This window comes from Paenibacillus sp. FSL M7-0420, assembly GCF_038002345.1.
Lineage (GTDB): Bacteria > Bacillota > Bacilli > Paenibacillales > Paenibacillaceae > Paenibacillus_AQ.
This window is the reverse complement of record NZ_JBBOCJ010000001.1, coordinates 5,948,897-5,963,717: the sequence shown is the minus strand read 5'-3', so window position 1 is coordinate 5,963,717 and position 14,821 is coordinate 5,948,897. Positions and strand designations below refer to the sequence as shown.

Annotated in this window: 14 protein-coding genes and 1 pseudogene; 13 read left to right on the top strand and 2 right to left on the bottom strand. The window is 37.1% G+C overall.

Annotated features, from left to right (window positions below; translation table 11 throughout):
- Nucleotides 1-294: 294 nt before the first annotated feature.
- The 5 genes from MKX51_RS25420 (at nucleotide 295) to MKX51_RS25400 (ending at nucleotide 3,567) form a co-directional block, all read left to right on the top strand.
- Complete coding sequence (locus MKX51_RS25420; protein ID WP_340994338.1) at nucleotides 295-759, top strand: hypothetical protein; 465 nt, start codon at nucleotides 295-297, stop codon at nucleotides 757-759.
- An 87-nt stretch (nucleotides 760-846) separates the two neighbouring features.
- Complete coding sequence (locus tag MKX51_RS25415; RefSeq protein WP_340994337.1) at nucleotides 847-1,305, top strand: hypothetical protein; 459 nt, start codon at nucleotides 847-849, stop codon at nucleotides 1,303-1,305.
- Between the two features lie 33 nt (nucleotides 1,306-1,338).
- On the top strand, nucleotides 1,339-1,992 hold the full coding sequence (locus tag MKX51_RS25410) for a hypothetical protein (protein ID WP_340994336.1): 654 nt from the start codon (nucleotides 1,339-1,341) through the stop codon (nucleotides 1,990-1,992).
- 26 nt (nucleotides 1,993-2,018) lie between these two features.
- Nucleotides 2,019-2,204, top strand: coding sequence for a hypothetical protein (locus tag MKX51_RS25405; protein ID WP_340994334.1), 186 nt, complete (start codon nucleotides 2,019-2,021; stop codon nucleotides 2,202-2,204).
- A 298-nt stretch (nucleotides 2,205-2,502) separates the two neighbouring features.
- Nucleotides 2,503-3,567 (top strand): hypothetical protein, encoded by a 1,065-nt coding sequence (locus MKX51_RS25400; protein WP_340994333.1) that lies wholly within the window; start codon nucleotides 2,503-2,505, stop codon nucleotides 3,565-3,567.
- A gap of 321 nt (nucleotides 3,568-3,888) precedes the next feature.
- On the opposite strand, the gene MKX51_RS25395 is transcribed toward MKX51_RS25400, so the two are convergent.
- Nucleotides 3,889-5,082, bottom strand: coding sequence for a protein kinase domain-containing protein (locus tag MKX51_RS25395; RefSeq protein WP_340994331.1), 1,194 nt, complete (start codon nucleotides 5,080-5,082; stop codon nucleotides 3,889-3,891).
- Between the two features lie 283 nt (nucleotides 5,083-5,365).
- Here MKX51_RS25395 and MKX51_RS25390 point away from each other — a divergent pair, with 283 nt between their 5' ends.
- From MKX51_RS25390 to MKX51_RS25355, 8 genes and pseudogenes are all read left to right on the top strand, one after another.
- Nucleotides 5,366-5,938, top strand: a complete 573-nt coding sequence (locus MKX51_RS25390; RefSeq protein ID WP_340994329.1) for a recombinase family protein — start codon at nucleotides 5,366-5,368, stop codon at nucleotides 5,936-5,938.
- Nucleotides 5,939-6,314: 376 nt separating this feature from the next.
- The gene (locus tag MKX51_RS25385; protein WP_340994327.1) at nucleotides 6,315-7,634 is read left to right on the top strand and encodes a hypothetical protein; all 1,320 of its coding nucleotides are present in this window, start codon (nucleotides 6,315-6,317) and stop codon (nucleotides 7,632-7,634) included.
- Between the two features lie 182 nt (nucleotides 7,635-7,816).
- On the top strand, nucleotides 7,817-8,464 hold the full coding sequence (locus MKX51_RS25380; protein ID WP_340994325.1) for a restriction endonuclease: 648 nt from the start codon (nucleotides 7,817-7,819) through the stop codon (nucleotides 8,462-8,464).
- Nucleotides 8,465-8,489: 25 nt separating this feature from the next.
- Nucleotides 8,490-9,620 (top strand): hypothetical protein, encoded by a 1,131-nt coding sequence (locus tag MKX51_RS25375; protein WP_340994323.1) that lies wholly within the window; start codon nucleotides 8,490-8,492, stop codon nucleotides 9,618-9,620.
- Between the two features lie 42 nt (nucleotides 9,621-9,662).
- Nucleotides 9,663-10,397 (top strand): DUF4145 domain-containing protein, encoded by a 735-nt coding sequence (locus tag MKX51_RS25370; protein WP_340994321.1) that lies wholly within the window; start codon nucleotides 9,663-9,665, stop codon nucleotides 10,395-10,397.
- A 261-nt stretch (nucleotides 10,398-10,658) separates the two neighbouring features.
- Nucleotides 10,659-10,805: pseudogene (locus MKX51_RS25365) on the top strand (HesB/IscA family protein); the annotation flags it as partial.
- Between the two features lie 926 nt (nucleotides 10,806-11,731).
- Complete coding sequence (locus MKX51_RS25360) at nucleotides 11,732-11,923, top strand: hypothetical protein (protein WP_340994319.1); 192 nt, start codon at nucleotides 11,732-11,734, stop codon at nucleotides 11,921-11,923.
- 3 nt (nucleotides 11,924-11,926) lie between these two features.
- The gene (locus MKX51_RS25355; protein ID WP_340994318.1) at nucleotides 11,927-12,442 is read left to right on the top strand and encodes an N-acetyltransferase; all 516 of its coding nucleotides are present in this window, start codon (nucleotides 11,927-11,929) and stop codon (nucleotides 12,440-12,442) included.
- A gap of 1,176 nt (nucleotides 12,443-13,618) precedes the next feature.
- Here the strand turns inward: MKX51_RS25355 and MKX51_RS25350 are convergent.
- On the bottom strand, nucleotides 13,619-14,746 hold the full coding sequence (locus MKX51_RS25350; RefSeq protein ID WP_340994316.1) for a toll/interleukin-1 receptor domain-containing protein: 1,128 nt from the start codon (nucleotides 14,744-14,746) through the stop codon (nucleotides 13,619-13,621).
- Between the last annotated feature and the right edge of the window lie 75 nt (nucleotides 14,747-14,821).

Genomic DNA, 14,821 nt, shown 5'->3' with positions numbered 1-14,821 from the left:
TTTATGAAGCCATTGTAACCTGAATAGAGTTGGAAGTCAACAAAAAGGGATTGTCAGTACCCCAAAAAAATCCTCATTAAATCTAGAAAGGAGTGAATAATCACTCTGATAAGTATGAACGTACGATTCTTAGATGTGAAAATGAATTTAATCGAGCTGACAAATACCACATTTGACATGACTTTCGTTTTCGGATTTGGGCTAGGAGGCGTGTGTACTATCGTTGTTTATATGATTTGGGAAGCCTGGAACAACAGAAATAAATGAAAAACTTAGAAGGAGAGTAACAATAACATGACAATTGCTAACAAGGTCAGATTTCTAACAGAGTTTGAAATACAACAAAGCAATTTTGTTATTGAGAGAGTAGGAGACAGGATACTGACAACAGCGGATATTAATACTTTTAGAGGAACTGGAGTAGACGATTATATCGGAAGGTACTGGAAGCGTGTAATGGGTGAAGCGTTCAGTGTCTTTCTTTCATTTCTCATGAGGACTACTAGTAATAATAATGCAGTTCAGGTTTCAAAAAAAGAATTAAGCGAGGAAAGTAGTATGAGCATAGAAAGAACAAGTAAGGCTTTAAAAAGATTAAAGAAACTTGGGTTTATTCAGGAAGTTTCATTGAAGGGGCATAATAAAAATGTTTATGTTGTTCGCAATCATAATATCCCAATAGTCCCACAAAAAGAGTTGATGAATTTCCCTAAGGAAATGAAACTTGAGCATGACGAGTATCTGAACAGTAGGCTTTAGCATGACTCCCGAAAATATATTTTATCTATGTGAGAAAGGTGATAAGGCTGTTAGTGGATACAACACAGATTAAAGGGGCTGGTTTATATGGACAAAACAGATTTGATGCAATTAGTGATTGATCAAATGAGCGATCTGTATGGCGATGATTCAAAGCTTTCACCAGAAGAACGAAACCTACTACAGCTAGACTATGAAAGGAATATGGAGAAATTAACGCAATATAACAATGAAGCTCGAAAAGAAAGAGACGAGCGAAGACAGGAGGCTAAGCTCAATCAACCAGATTCCTCACTGGACAAGCATAAACAGCAATCTACGCCCATTCAACCAGATTCTTCTCTAGACAAGCTGGCTGCTGCAATTGAAGAGGTAAAGGAGCAATTGGTAATCATTCAGAGTGAGGGGATTGAGGAAACCTCCCACTTTGCCCTACCAGCGCGAGTGAGAAGGCTTGAACAACTTTTTGCAACCAACGTACAGGATATTTATACCTGTTGGGAGCGGTTGAAAGAGCTGGAACGTGAAATAGGTCGCCTGAAGTAAAGCTTGCTGGAAGAATTGGAGGGATTAATAGACATGCAAATTACAATTTCTGAAGATTCAATGATGTATATTTACCTCAAAGACAACGAGAAACACAAGCATGAGAGGACTAAGACTCGTTCTGATGTAAGTTGTTTCCTTCTTTACGATGCTGCGTACAATATGCTGGGAATCAGAATTATCAACAAGTATGATGATGAACCCCTGATTGATATAAAGTTGCCCAAAGTGGGTGAAGTGGAGTTTCCAATGCACAACGCACAGATAACAGAGATTGAGCAGGAAATACTCGTTGTTTTTGATAAAGATGTTCCTGTTGCCAAGGAAACTGTCCATACATGCGTGATTGATGTGTGCAGATCAGGAATCATAGGCGTAGAGCCAATGCCTTACGTTTATATTGGCGGTAAGGAGATCATGAAACCTTTCATTATTCGTGATGAACCAATCCCAATACATTATGTATCTGTACCTCCTGTGCATTGCTCCTGTGGCAGTGATAGCTTTGTAGAGACTGAGCGAGAAGACCCAGATTTAGGTTTCCATAATGGATGGGAGTGCGCGGAGTGTGGACATGTGTATCTCCTACTGAGGCAGGAGCTTGGCAAGCCACCAATGAATGCGGACTTGTCTGTTGAAGAAGCGATACGCATATCAAGGGAAGAGCGTGGCAAAGAAGAAAAATAATATTAGTACAATGGAGGAGTGGAAACATGGAAACGAATATAATTGAGAAATTGTCTAAGCTTGAGCAAACGGTGCATCTCATGAAGATGAAAGATGGGCATGACGATATGGCGAAGGCTGCTATGCTGCAATTGTATGAAGAACTTAAGACTATGTACGACAAAATTCAGATTGAAATGAATGAGATTAAAGTAATGCTTGCTGCAAAGTAGGATATTTAGATTGTGCGTGAGGGGCATGAGCTTTTTGCGTACAATCTCTTCCATAGAAGTCTTGGGGGAAGTTAGAGGAGGGGGGATTTATAAGTAACATTTATGTGAAAGTTGCTACTGGATAGGCTATCGAGAATTCTCTATTTGAGTCGGAAATTGAATTGAAAAATTTTAATAGCAGCTGGTAGTCCAGTTAATTTTTCTCGACGAATTTACACAGCTTAACATACTATACTACAGAAGATACCTACATACTATATGGGAGGTGTCTTGGACAGAATATGCAAAAGGAGAAGTAATGAAACAAGAGAAAATGGATTCAAATGAAAGATTTGTAATGATACCAAATGCATTTTTAACTGAAAATACAAAGAAGCTTACACCTGATGAACTTTATGTTTACTACGTGATTTTGCAAAGCGAAGCTAAGTGGTTTAAAGAAACGACAAAAATAACTATAAATCAAATAGCTTCTGAAATCAATCTCAAGAAGGATAAATATCAAAATAGAAACAAAATAAAAGAGACTCTTCTTTCATTAAAGGGTAAAGAGGTGATCTCTTTTGAAGACCAGGAAATTACTAATCAGTCGCCGCTGATAATAGTTTATAAAACCATAGATTACTATCTAGAACTGCCAAGTTTCATGAGAGGATTTGAAATCATTCCGTTCTCTGTTTTTGAAGCTTCTAGAGATAGCCAAGCGTTTTATGTACTGTGTTTGATTTTGAAAAATAAATCAGAGATAGCTTATTCAAACTTTGCAAGTTTACTACACATATCAGATAAATCTGCAAAAACACTTATAAAGCGAATGGTAGACGATGGGCTTATAACAAAGCAAAGTGGACGTTATTATTACAATGATGCAAGACAACTCCGTCAAGAAATAAATCAATATGAGGTTATTAGTACTCCTGTTTCTGATACAAAGAAGAGCTATCATGTAAATGAAAACATAGAAGAACCAATTGAAGCTGAGGAAAAAGCTTATATAAGTACAAACAATGTGGAGATTGATTGGGGGAACTGGAACAAAAAAACCTCTGGAAGAAAATTTGCCAATCTCACTGATAATGATTTGTATTTGTACTATCTTCAAAAAGACATGGATAAAGAGTTTGGTGAATTTTGTGAAGCAAAAATGAAGAAGCTAGAGGATTCTGGATTTAATTTCTCCAAAATGAAGGCAAAAGCAAAAGAACGATTACTGCGTTCTTTGAATGCTGAAGCTGAACTTGAAAAGAATATTTTGGATTCACAAGAGATGGTTAGGATAAAGAGGGCTATGAAAAAGCTTGGCAGTAGGAAGAAGCGAAATACTGGTGAAGATGGCTTTGATGTGACTGCTGGGTGGGATTGAACCAATTACGGGATTTCGTGTGTTTTGGCTGCTAAACAGTTCCCCGCTGCGCCTCCTGTTACCTAGCGATAGATTGTGTTGAATAGAGCTGATAATTCCATCAGTTCAATCGTAACGAAGCTGCTGAATGTGGAGGGAGCTGAATTTAAAAAATTCATAAGCTTGTTGAGGATTCTTGGATTGGTCACAGTGAGCGATAGACAGCCTTCTATGATAATACTGCTTTTATATTACAAACTTAATCTATAATGATGCATAAGGGAGCCTACAGAGAGGCTCCTTTATGTTATCTAAGTCTTTCTACGATACACCACCTCTGTGTCATTTTCGGAGCATTGGGTATACTTTTGAATACAGTTCTTCTTTCATATTTGTAACACTTGCAAACCTAGAATTTTTGTCTGAAGATATTGCCTTTAGTATGAATTGTTTTAGTGCTTCGTTTTTCTCCAAATGATAGTTGCTGGTACGTCCAGTTAAAATGAAATAAATAACCTTGCCCAGCGCATATGTTTCATGTCTTATCTCGTAGTTTTCAAATCCGATGACTTCAAGATCGGTGTAATCATTTAAAACACCTTTTATTTCAGTTCCTTGTCTGGTAAGGGTGCTATTTAAACGTTTGACGTTTCCGAAATCAGAAATTTTTGCATAAGTTGAACCATCATCGTAATGCTTAACTAATATATTGGTTAAGCTGATATCTCTATGAAGTATACCTTTGGTGTGAATATACATGAATGCGCGAAACAGTTGCTCAATTAGCACTCTCCTATTCTCAAAGAGAAGGCTATTATTGCTTCGATTTACATATTTGCTTAATGTTTCGTCAGCATACTCCATTACATATTCATTTTTTTTATTATCGTAGGAAAATGCCTTAATGATAAAAGGACTAGATAAGGAGTTTAAATCATTGAATTCATTTCTGAATCGTTCTAGTTCATCAGAGCGTAGCTCGTTCTTAGCTCTCTTCACTGCATAGTAAGAATTATAAAAGGGGTCTTTGTACTTGAACACAGTTGCATACGAACCTTCGCCAATTAAGCGCATTTGTACGGATGTGCTGCTTACTGTGCTGGATAACGATTTTGTATTAGCTATGTTGAAGATGGGTTGATCTTCAATAATGTTAATGAGATCAAAGTCCTCAGGTATCGTGCTTCCTCCATTTGTTGAAAGGAAGGAGTTACAACTTTTCATGATATCCTCATAATAATCGTTTATGTTAAATGCATATTCATCCTTAAGGTTCGCATGAAACGATATAGTGAATTGAATTAAATCTTTAAGTGATCTGCTGGGGTCTGCATTATAGTGTCGATTGACTTGTATTTTTTCATTCATAAAGGAGAATAAATTATTGAATTGTGTGTGCAATATTGAAAATATTTTTTTTAAATTTATGTTCTCGATCTTTTCGTAATATCCACTGAAAAGTACGACTTCATCAGAGTCATATCTTAAAATTTGATTTAATTTTAATTGAATAAATCTTGCTTGATGATTACTCAATTCAAGTCACCTCAATTGGTTATATTTCCAACTCTTCTATTATCCTACCTCAGAACAATATGATTTCCTATCTAATAATTCCTTGCTTCTTATGCAACAATCTTGACTAAGTTGAACATTTGTTTCAAAAACCTTCGTATTTCAGACGAAGGGAAAATGCAACGAAAGTATCCCCAATTGTGATGATTATAGTTCCTTAAGTCGTATCAAAATCAAAGTTGTAAAAACGTACCTAATAATGATACAATTGTGGTAATACATAGATATTACGGAGGGTATTTATATGAAGATAGGCTATGCGAGAGTTTCAACGGCAGATCAGTCTTTAGATTTGCAAATGGATTCTTTAAGCAATGCTGGATGTGAACGTATATACACTGAGAAAGCTAGTGGAGCAAAAGATGATCGAGTGGAATTACAAAAGGCTCTTGATGCATTACGGGAGGGGGACGTGTTTGTTGTCTACAAGCTTGATCGCTTAGCACGTTCGACAAAGAAGCTGATTGAGGTTTATGAACAGTTGGTGAAGCTAGGAGTTGAACTGGTGAGCGTCTGTGATGGATTGGACACGACTACACCTACAGGAAGAGCCATGTTCAAGATGATAGGGGTCATTGCAGAACTGGAACGAGAGATGATCGTGGAGCGTACCAAAGCAGGATTAGCGGCTTCTAGAGCAAGGGGGAGGAAGGGAGGGCGACCTAAGACTGATTCAAAGAAGATTGAACGTGCTTTGAAGTTGTATGACAGTCAGGAACATTCTATTGCCGATATTGAAACAATGACTGGTGTGAAAAAGGCAACTCTGTACAGGGAATTGAACATTCGAAAAGGCAAACTGAGTAAAGTTGAATAGTGGTTGAACAGGAGGGCATCTATAGGATGCTCTTTTTCATGGAGGGGGTATGTTTAGATCAGAAAGGCTTAAGGAAAACCATGATTTACCATGCGCTGTTCTGCCGCGACAGGTCAAGTGAAATGAGCGTACTACCTAGTGGAAAAATTCCACTACCCCTTTCACAGATAAGCGAAAAATAATCCAACTCTTGTGTGTGATAAGGCTTTTCCACTTTTCTATCCATTTGAACTTTATGTTTTATAATAAGGGAATAAGAAGCATAGTCGGTTCTCCATTCAGCAAACACCCTAGTGGAAATTTTCCTCTAGGGTGTTACAATCTGATTGAATACCGATTGTAAGAAAGATGGAAAACAAAGGAAGTAGGTGGATAAATGAATATAAAAGAGGAAAAGTTGATGAATATCTATGGTTTTGTTACAAGTAAGTATTATACAAACTGGAAGCCTTACCTGTTGAAAATACTTAGAATCAGTAGATCAAGTCGTTTTCAGCGTTCGACTGTTCATGGAGTTTCTTTGCAGATTGCAATTTTAAGAACCCTAACTGAGTTAGAAACAGCTATAAGTGAACAACTAAAGAGCGGAAGTACAAAACACGATTTAAAAGTTCTGTACATTCAGAGACTGAGAGAAATAATAAAAGAAATAGCAGATGGTTATGCATGGAGAGTTCTAGGTTTTAACAGACCGCTAATGAGATTTCTATCACAAAATAACTCTCCAGGTTACATAGGTTCTTCTATTTCAAATGAAGACTTAGTAGCCGCTAATATTAGTATGGAAGGAAATAATGTACTAATCCATGATATTACTAATATATTGCGTATTGGCGACCTAACCATTTTGGAACCCAATGGATTTCCACACATCGTTGAATTAAAGAAATCAGGAAAGAAAATATGGACTTATGATGAATACTTACGAATTTTAAAGAAAGGAGGGGAGCTTTCTAATCAAGGAGCTAAAATTCTTGAAATTAATAGTGTAATCCGCAACGGTCAAATAACTGTTGGTAGCTCTAATGTTAAGCTGGGAAGAGCAGTATTTCCGGTTGAGACTTATTTAAAGACGGTTCAAGAAGTTGTTAAACGTTGTCAGATAAATGAAAGTGGATTTTGTGAAAGGCATATTGATGATGTGATGTTTGTTAGAGCCATACATACTCCAAGATTAAATAAGCAGTTATCAGTGCCGTTTAAGAAGACAACGGATAAAACATTTTTTTCGAATGTAGACACATACTTTATGAAAAATGCTGAAATCTTTAGAAACAAAGTTCCATACTCTGTTTTCCCATTTCATGAAAATGATGTGATTCAAATACTCTCTGGTGAAATTATACTTGAAAGTTTTATCAATTTTACAGCTCTAAAGAAGTCATTTGAAAGCTTTGGATGGAAAGTTCGAAGAATACAGTTTGAAACGAATGACGAGCTTAATAGTAGCAAAGAAACCTCCTATAAAGGGAACAAGCTTTTTCCGTCTGATTATAATACAAGTATGTTCGTGTTATCAAAGGATGGGTTTAATATGGAAATTGGAATGGAGATGATAGGCGTTATTTATCATGATTTTCTAAAACCAAGTTACTTACATGATATAGCTAGTATTTTAAAGGATTTTAGCAGAGAAAAACGGCAGGAAGAGTATTGGGGCTTAAACATGGCTGGTGAAGAACTAGTGTGGAAGTGATAAGAGAATTTCAAATTGTACAATGAAGAAAGCACCTTCAGTTAAATGCTGTCTTTCTTAAGTAGGATAATGGGCAACCAAAAATGGTTGTCTTTTTTTCTGTGTTGTAAAACCCAATAACTTGATTTATTCCCAAGGAAAATATGGTATGATTTTACTAGTTTATTTTGGAGGTAGCCCTAATGATCTATGTTTTAACTGTATTAATGGTTGTAGTGTTTGTTGTGCTTGGTCTGTTGGTTGTGAGTTTCCAACGTAAACAAAAGAGAACAGCAGTCTTTACTAAAGAAAATTACGATTTAAAAGCCATTACCATTACTGAAATAGACAAGATGGAAGATGGCTCAGGTTTTGAGATGTATCTTTACAGGCTGTTTATGGAGCTTGGCTATTCAGGAGTCTACAAGACTGTAGGGAGCCGCGATTTCGGAGCAGATGTAGTTTTCACTGATCGTGATGGTGTCAGGAATGTTGTGCAAGCAAAGCGGTATCACGTTGACAATCCTGTGGGTATCAGTGCTGTGCAAGAGGTCTTCGCCTGCATGCGCTACTACAAAGCCAAAAAAGCCATTGTGATCGCTACAGCCAAGTTTACGGAGCCTTGCGAGACACTGGCTGGCATCAACCATGTGAAATTGCTAGATCGAACTGACTTGATGAAAGTCATTGAGGCGTTCAGGAGTGGCGACACTGGCGCAGCACGTGACATCATTGAAGGAGAGCCAAGGATGATACTGGAGTCTTGGTCAGAAGCGAATAGCGGTGTACTGCATGAGGTGCGCAAGGATTATAGGGCTGAGAAGTATGTAAAGAAGGTTATGGGGAAGTAACTTGATCTTATAAGGAGAATTTATTATGAACTATGAAGAGTTATTATCAAAATATATGAATAAATCTACGCTTGAAATACTATCAAATTCAAAAGTTTTTGATTCACTGCAATTCATAGAATCTACCTTTAAAAAATTAATGTTTGCGAAGCTTGAATATGAGGCTATTCACAATTTGGAGAAAATGCTCAAAGAAGATAATGGAAAATGGAGAAGCGAACTATTTAAAAAAAAGTCAGCTTCAAATTATAGTGTTTTAAATATTGATTACCTATCAATGGAGGTAGAATATGAAACTATTAAAGAAAAATTGATTTTTAGTTTCTTTCACTATTTGCATAGTATATTTGATAATTCTGCACACATAGTAAACAAGTGTTTGTTAGCCAATGAACAAAAGCCTCTAGACGCAGTTTCTTTGAAGAATATAACAGAGGCGCTAAATAAATATCAAAAAGATGAATTTAATGAAGTTTACAACCATCTAAAAAGCACATCTGAGAGTTCAATTTATCAATATATAGAAGATTTTAATAATGTAAACAAACATCAATATAGTATAAAAATTTCTTCAACAATCTATTTATATGATGGAGAAATTGATTCGCAGATTCCAGAATTCGTTAAAAGAACACATAAACATGATGAAGTTGAACTCAATGATGTTTTGCTTAAAAGTCTGGACTTTTCAATTGTATATTTAGATTTACTGCTTGAAAAAGTATTCTCTTTTATGAATACTAACACTTTAGACTTTGCTAAGAATAGATTTCACAAAGTGACTAACGAGATTCAAAAATCAAACTCTAACGATGTTAGGCTAGAAGGAGCTAATACGTTTCTCTATACAGACGCTGAGCTAAACCTGGGCGACATTATCAGAGTCTTATTAGTAAGTGATGAGGGAGAAAGATACGAACTGAGAAATATTACTGTAGATCAAATTTTTATTAGAGATTCCGCCAACACTGTAAAAGGTATCTTATCAGTAGTTGAACCTTTTAAGAGTAATAAGAAATTTGAATTATTTGAATACCGAAAGTACAAGGTGATTAAACTAGGAGATGTTTCAAAAGAGATGCTTATAGATTTCTTTTCGAAGCCAAAACAGATAAAAGGTAATTTTAAAAATGACATTATAACTTTTGTTGAATAGGGCTGTTTGTTTGATCAAATCCGAATTTTAAGGAGAGTGTAAATGGAGACATTATCCGAGAAATTATATTGTCAAAGATGCAAACGACATACTAATCATCATACTCTAAGCAAAGACAATGTATCTTTAACCTATACCATTAGTTCATCATACTATGACGATTATCAATTTCATGATGAATACCATATAGTTCAGTGTTTAGGGTGTGATAATGTTTGTTTTGCAAACGTATATTCTGGTGATGATTGTCAAGCGGTAGATGAAAATGGTCACTTATTCTATGATACTACCTATACAGTTTATCCTGAAGAACCAAAACGTGAGGTAGTAAATAAGAAGATGTTTCATCAAGTGAATAACTTTACAAATGTACCTACTTTTATCAATCAGGTTTATCATGAAGTTGTCGCATCCTTTAATACAGAGGCTAATCTCCTTCCGGCAGCTGGTCTTAGGACAATAGTCGAAGCAATTTGTAAGGATATAAAAGTATCGGATGGGTTTGTGTATAAGGAAGATGGTACACATGTAGAAAAAGATGGAGAAAAGGTACGTTCAAACAATCTTCAAGGCAAAATCAATGGCTTGCAAGAACTCGGGATAATAACATTGCCCCAAAGAAATATTTTGCACCAAGTACGTAAATTAGGTAACTATGCAGTTCACGAAATTGAATTTCCAAAACGTAGAACAATTCGTCTAGGTATTGAGATAATCGAAAAGACGCTTGAAAATATTTATGAACTTGATAAATACGATTTAGCTATTTCAAAATAGTGACGTTATAGATTATAAAAAAGGCGCGTAAACAGGTTAATACCACTTTATGTGCCTTTTTAGTCATTCTGGTGAAAGTAAATCGTATGTTTTGTATAGTCTCTTGCTTGCTTCCTGAGCTGTACTGTTCATCCAACTTTGGGTATAATAGAATCAGCGAGATTCACAAGCTTGGAATGACGTAATCAACAACCTACAAAACAATTAACAGTTATACTCTGAATTGTAGTGAACCGAAAAATCCCTTGATACGCTTGGGTTTTGAACGGCCTGGAGATCGACTTCGAGGAATCCGGCATGACCGGCGGGTTCACCATCAACAACCCCAACGCCAGCGCCACCTGTGGCTGCGGCTCCTCGTTCCGCACGAAGGAAGAGGCGGGGAATCCGGCGGCTGAGCCTTGCTAAGACGCGGAGCATCAGCGTTTTCTCTTCGATGATCTGAACGGTAGCCGGTACGTCAGCCCCTCGCGAACGGCGTTTGGAGCTACGGATTGCAGCGGTGGAATTGAACGTTAACAACCCCGAAGGCCCGGAGTTAACAACCCGGAAAACGCCGTTTGTGGGTTGTGGATTACGACCTCTACTACGTTATTAGTCCGCGACTAATGCGTACTGGAGGTCGTTTTTGTGTCGTTAAATAAACGTACGCGGCGCGTTCCCAACGGAGCCCGCACGCTAAAGGAGTTTCCGAAGATAACGCTTAGCCAGGCGGTAGACTTCGCGATTAATGCGAAAAGGTCGGAGGACTGCGCGATCGAACGCTATTGGATTACGGAAAGCATTACGGTTACTTCGTTAAATGGCTGCGGTAGAGATTAACGAAAAAATTATCGGAGGCCCGCAAATATAACAGCGAGTTCTTCGAATACACTTAAAGCAGACTGGACCTAAGACAGACCTTTCACGGGTACTTGATTTGCATTAGGACCATACTGCGTAGTAGTGAGATGTAAAAAATATGCTTTAAAAAAGAGCCATTCTTATACGTTTCTGAATGGCTCTTAAATTTCGAGTTGTATTATCGTGCAAAAAATCTACTAATAATTATAGTACTATTTAGTAGCCAAAATTCTATTCAAATAATAGTGTCCAAATAATGATGATTTTCATATGCAAAAAACACTGTTAATTATTGCTAAGATTATCGCTGTAGGCTATAATTAAATTATCCCAATACTCGGTAGATTTCTCTATTATATATTATATCCTGACAATCTATTATTTATTCGTCCGAAATAAAAATTATTTGGAGAAAACTATTTGATTATTGAGAACATGATTCTCGTTTATCTGCATTGATCTTTTGCTAGAGTAATCTAGGAGGTGATTATGTGGATAAGAAAGAGAAGCATAAGGAGGAAAACGATATGGCAGCAGCGACTAAACCTATCGATGAAATGAGAATCACCCTAGATGAAGCGGATTATTATAAATTTATAGAATTTGCAACCAAGAAAACACCTTCATTTGCAAAAATGGGAGATAGATTTAAAAATCATAAAAGAGCAAAGCCGAGGAAATAATCAATGTCTGACTCTGTTCTTGTTTGCGAAATTATAAATTCAAGTCATCAAAGTGTTATTGAATCATTTGATTGTGGAAAAGTTTTGGTGAATAATTTTTTAAAAGAGGAAGCTTTAAAACTAAATGACGTAAATTTAGTTAAAACCAGACTATATTTTGATGAAGATCATAATTTTATTGGATTTTTCTCATTATTCAATGAGTCGGTTTCAGTTATGAAAAGTAAGCGAACTCAACAACAATGGATTGATATCGAAGATCAAAAAAACATTTTTCCTGCAATTAGACTTCACTTTTTAGGAGTAAATCAAAAGTATCAAAAAATTGGTTTGGGAGAATATCTATTATTTGAAGCAATTTATGCTGCAAAAGATATATCTGAAATTAGTGGGTGTACTTTTGTAACTCTTGAAACAGAAGATGATTGCTATCAATTCTATGAAAATAGAGACTTCGTATATCTTCGGAAAAATGAGCGGAATAATAAATTCAGCAATATGTGTTTGAAAATTAGTTAAACCATCAATAAACCATCAAATTGGTTAAAAAAGTCACTTCATTCCCGGAGTGGCTTTTTTGATGTCTACTTTTCATCCTCCTCTTACTGCGCACTAACGCGCTTCAAGCACGCACGATCCTCCGCCACCACGCGTGGGGCTTCTTTACGCTCGCTATAACTTTGCGAATAACATACGCTCGGGACACGCTGTCTCTACCATTATACGCACATGCATTACGGCCGTCCTTCGGGGCGGCTTTTTCACGTAAAGGAGACGGATTAACGGATGAATACGGTTATTAACGGTGTGATAATCGCGGCAATTGCGGTTGTCGCTGGAGTAGTATGGCGCGAGATTAAGCGCATAAATATAGCGGCCCTAGCGCGTGAAGACCGCTTAATGAGTTTAGCGGAGAGCCTGGCGCAACGGTTCGAGTCACTCGCAGGCCTCAGTACGAAACGCTTGCGCTGGGTGTACACGATATCTGAGCGAATCTTAACGGAAGGGATGCGGCGTAGGCGGCATAATCGAACGGCCGGCCGCTCTTGTGTACGAACTGCCTATTAATAGGTTTATTTATCTTATCTAGTAAAGGGGAAATCACTATCAGCAGGGCCAGCACACGGCCATCCAATACCTATTATTAGTGTTATCGTGGCAAAACGCTGCGGTAGCGCGGCCTTTTCTGCGTTTATATCGGGATGATTAACGTCCCATTACCGGACAAAAGGCGGTTTATTCTGCAGCGGCCTCGGACCGGACGCCCTCCGAAATTTTCGGGGATCAGCGCTGCCGACCGCTTATTCGCGCTACATAAACGCATGCATAAACGTAATCATTATGGATGTATAATTTACCAGCGTTGATTATCGTTAAGCCGCGCAGTTGTAAGGATCGCAGGCGTATGCGCTGGGGATGTATATTCGCTGTATACGGTCTGTTTATGCAGGCGTGCGGTAAACGTAGGAGGGCGCGGGTTTGCGGCGATTAAGCTGGGTTATTGATTGATGATCCACTACCTGCAAGGATGAATACCGTATACAATACGATTATATGTTGCTTCACCACACTAGAATATCCCCAAAGCCCCCATCGCCAGGACTGCATTCTGCTGTACGAAATATCCGTGCAGTATTTTTAACTCGGGGAGTAAATATAAAACATGAGATCATTATATAGAAGAAACTCGTCCAATCAGTATAAAGTCTGGTAATGAAATGAGGCATTAGCATTTGTAACCTTTCGTATATTAAAAGAGTTAGTATTGAAATTAAGTTTGTAAAGTTCTCTGCGATTTTCAATCCCATAAAGTGAGAAGGTGTTTTCAGGATCAGAATCAATAATTTGCAGTGAATTAACAGTTCCGTCCTCGTTCACTAGTTCAAAAGACAGGTCACTTATTTCAACTGGAATTGAGCTAGAGTTTATAAATCTAATTTCCACTTCAACCTTACCGTCTGCAACGGGCTTACCCTTTATAAATTCTACTCTTACTTGTTGGTCAGTTGGTTTATTTTTTAGAGCTATCTGTTGTATATTCGCTACAAATTTATTACGATCATTCTCCCAGATGCTCCCATCTAGCGGTGTGAGATTAAATTTTTGGATGATTTTATCTTTGAATGAATTCAATTTTTGTGTTTCATCAATTCTTAAGCAGATCTTGGTTGGATCAATAGCTCCAACAATACTCGAGTACTCAAAACCAGGTAAGAGAATTGAGTGATAATCTCTGGCGGTTATCCATGTAGCTCCCATTTCATTAAGGCAAGGTACACTAGCGTAATAATTATCTGAAAGAATAAACAGCACCATTATGTTTTGATTAAACTGACCTTTAAGATACTCATATATCCCTTCTCCTAGAGGTATACAATATCCTTCAAAGGAACTGCAGAAGATGTTTTCGCTTTTTTTTGGAATACCTATATCGTTTAGGAGTTGTATGATCTGCTCCACGTAGACTAGGTCTTTTGACGAATGACTTATGAAAATTTTATCATAATTTGCTGCGACAATAGATGTATTTGTTTCCGATGCTAAATCTGGGGTTGAATGAAGGGCTTTTAGTACTCCCATCATTGTGTCAAAATGTTCAGTACCGTTTCCAGGTGCTTTATTGGCAGCTTTGGTGAACTTTCCATAAAGAGGATTATTTTTGTAGTACCTGTCAAGGAAGAGCAAACAACTTGATATCCACAGTTCATAAGACTCACCAGTTATGTAACCACCTCCATATGAAATATCGCGAAGGTCTTTGTTTTTAGCTTCTTGACCTTGTTGTATTAGTTGTTCAATTCTAGCAATTAATCCATCAGTCATATAGTGATACGCCCCTCCAAATATAATATTAACAATATAATACAATATGATAGTGATTAATTCTATTGAATCTGA

Excerpts from the sequence above, each read along its gene's own strand:
- MKX51_RS25420 (WP_340994338.1), top strand. The coding sequence starts at position 295 with ATGACAATTGCTAACAAGGTCAGATTTCTAACAGAGTTTGAAATACAA.
- MKX51_RS25415 (WP_340994337.1), top strand. The coding sequence starts at position 847 with ATGGACAAAACAGATTTGATGCAATTAGTGATTGATCAAATGAGCGAT.
- MKX51_RS25410 (WP_340994336.1), top strand. The coding sequence starts at position 1,339 with ATGCAAATTACAATTTCTGAAGATTCAATGATGTATATTTACCTCAAA.
- MKX51_RS25405 (WP_340994334.1), top strand. The coding sequence starts at position 2,019 with ATGGAAACGAATATAATTGAGAAATTGTCTAAGCTTGAGCAAACGGTG.
- MKX51_RS25400 (WP_340994333.1), top strand. The coding sequence starts at position 2,503 with ATGAAACAAGAGAAAATGGATTCAAATGAAAGATTTGTAATGATACCA.
- MKX51_RS25390 (WP_340994329.1), top strand. The coding sequence starts at position 5,366 with ATGAAGATAGGCTATGCGAGAGTTTCAACGGCAGATCAGTCTTTAGAT.
- MKX51_RS25385 (WP_340994327.1), top strand. The coding sequence starts at position 6,315 with ATGAATATAAAAGAGGAAAAGTTGATGAATATCTATGGTTTTGTTACA.
- MKX51_RS25380 (WP_340994325.1), top strand. The coding sequence starts at position 7,817 with ATGATCTATGTTTTAACTGTATTAATGGTTGTAGTGTTTGTTGTGCTT.
- MKX51_RS25375 (WP_340994323.1), top strand. The coding sequence starts at position 8,490 with ATGAACTATGAAGAGTTATTATCAAAATATATGAATAAATCTACGCTT.
- MKX51_RS25370 (WP_340994321.1), top strand. The coding sequence starts at position 9,663 with ATGGAGACATTATCCGAGAAATTATATTGTCAAAGATGCAAACGACAT.
- MKX51_RS25355 (WP_340994318.1), top strand. The coding sequence starts at position 11,927 with ATGTCTGACTCTGTTCTTGTTTGCGAAATTATAAATTCAAGTCATCAA.
- MKX51_RS25350 (WP_340994316.1), bottom strand. The coding sequence starts at position 14,746 with ATGACTGATGGATTAATTGCTAGAATTGAACAACTAATACAACAAGGT.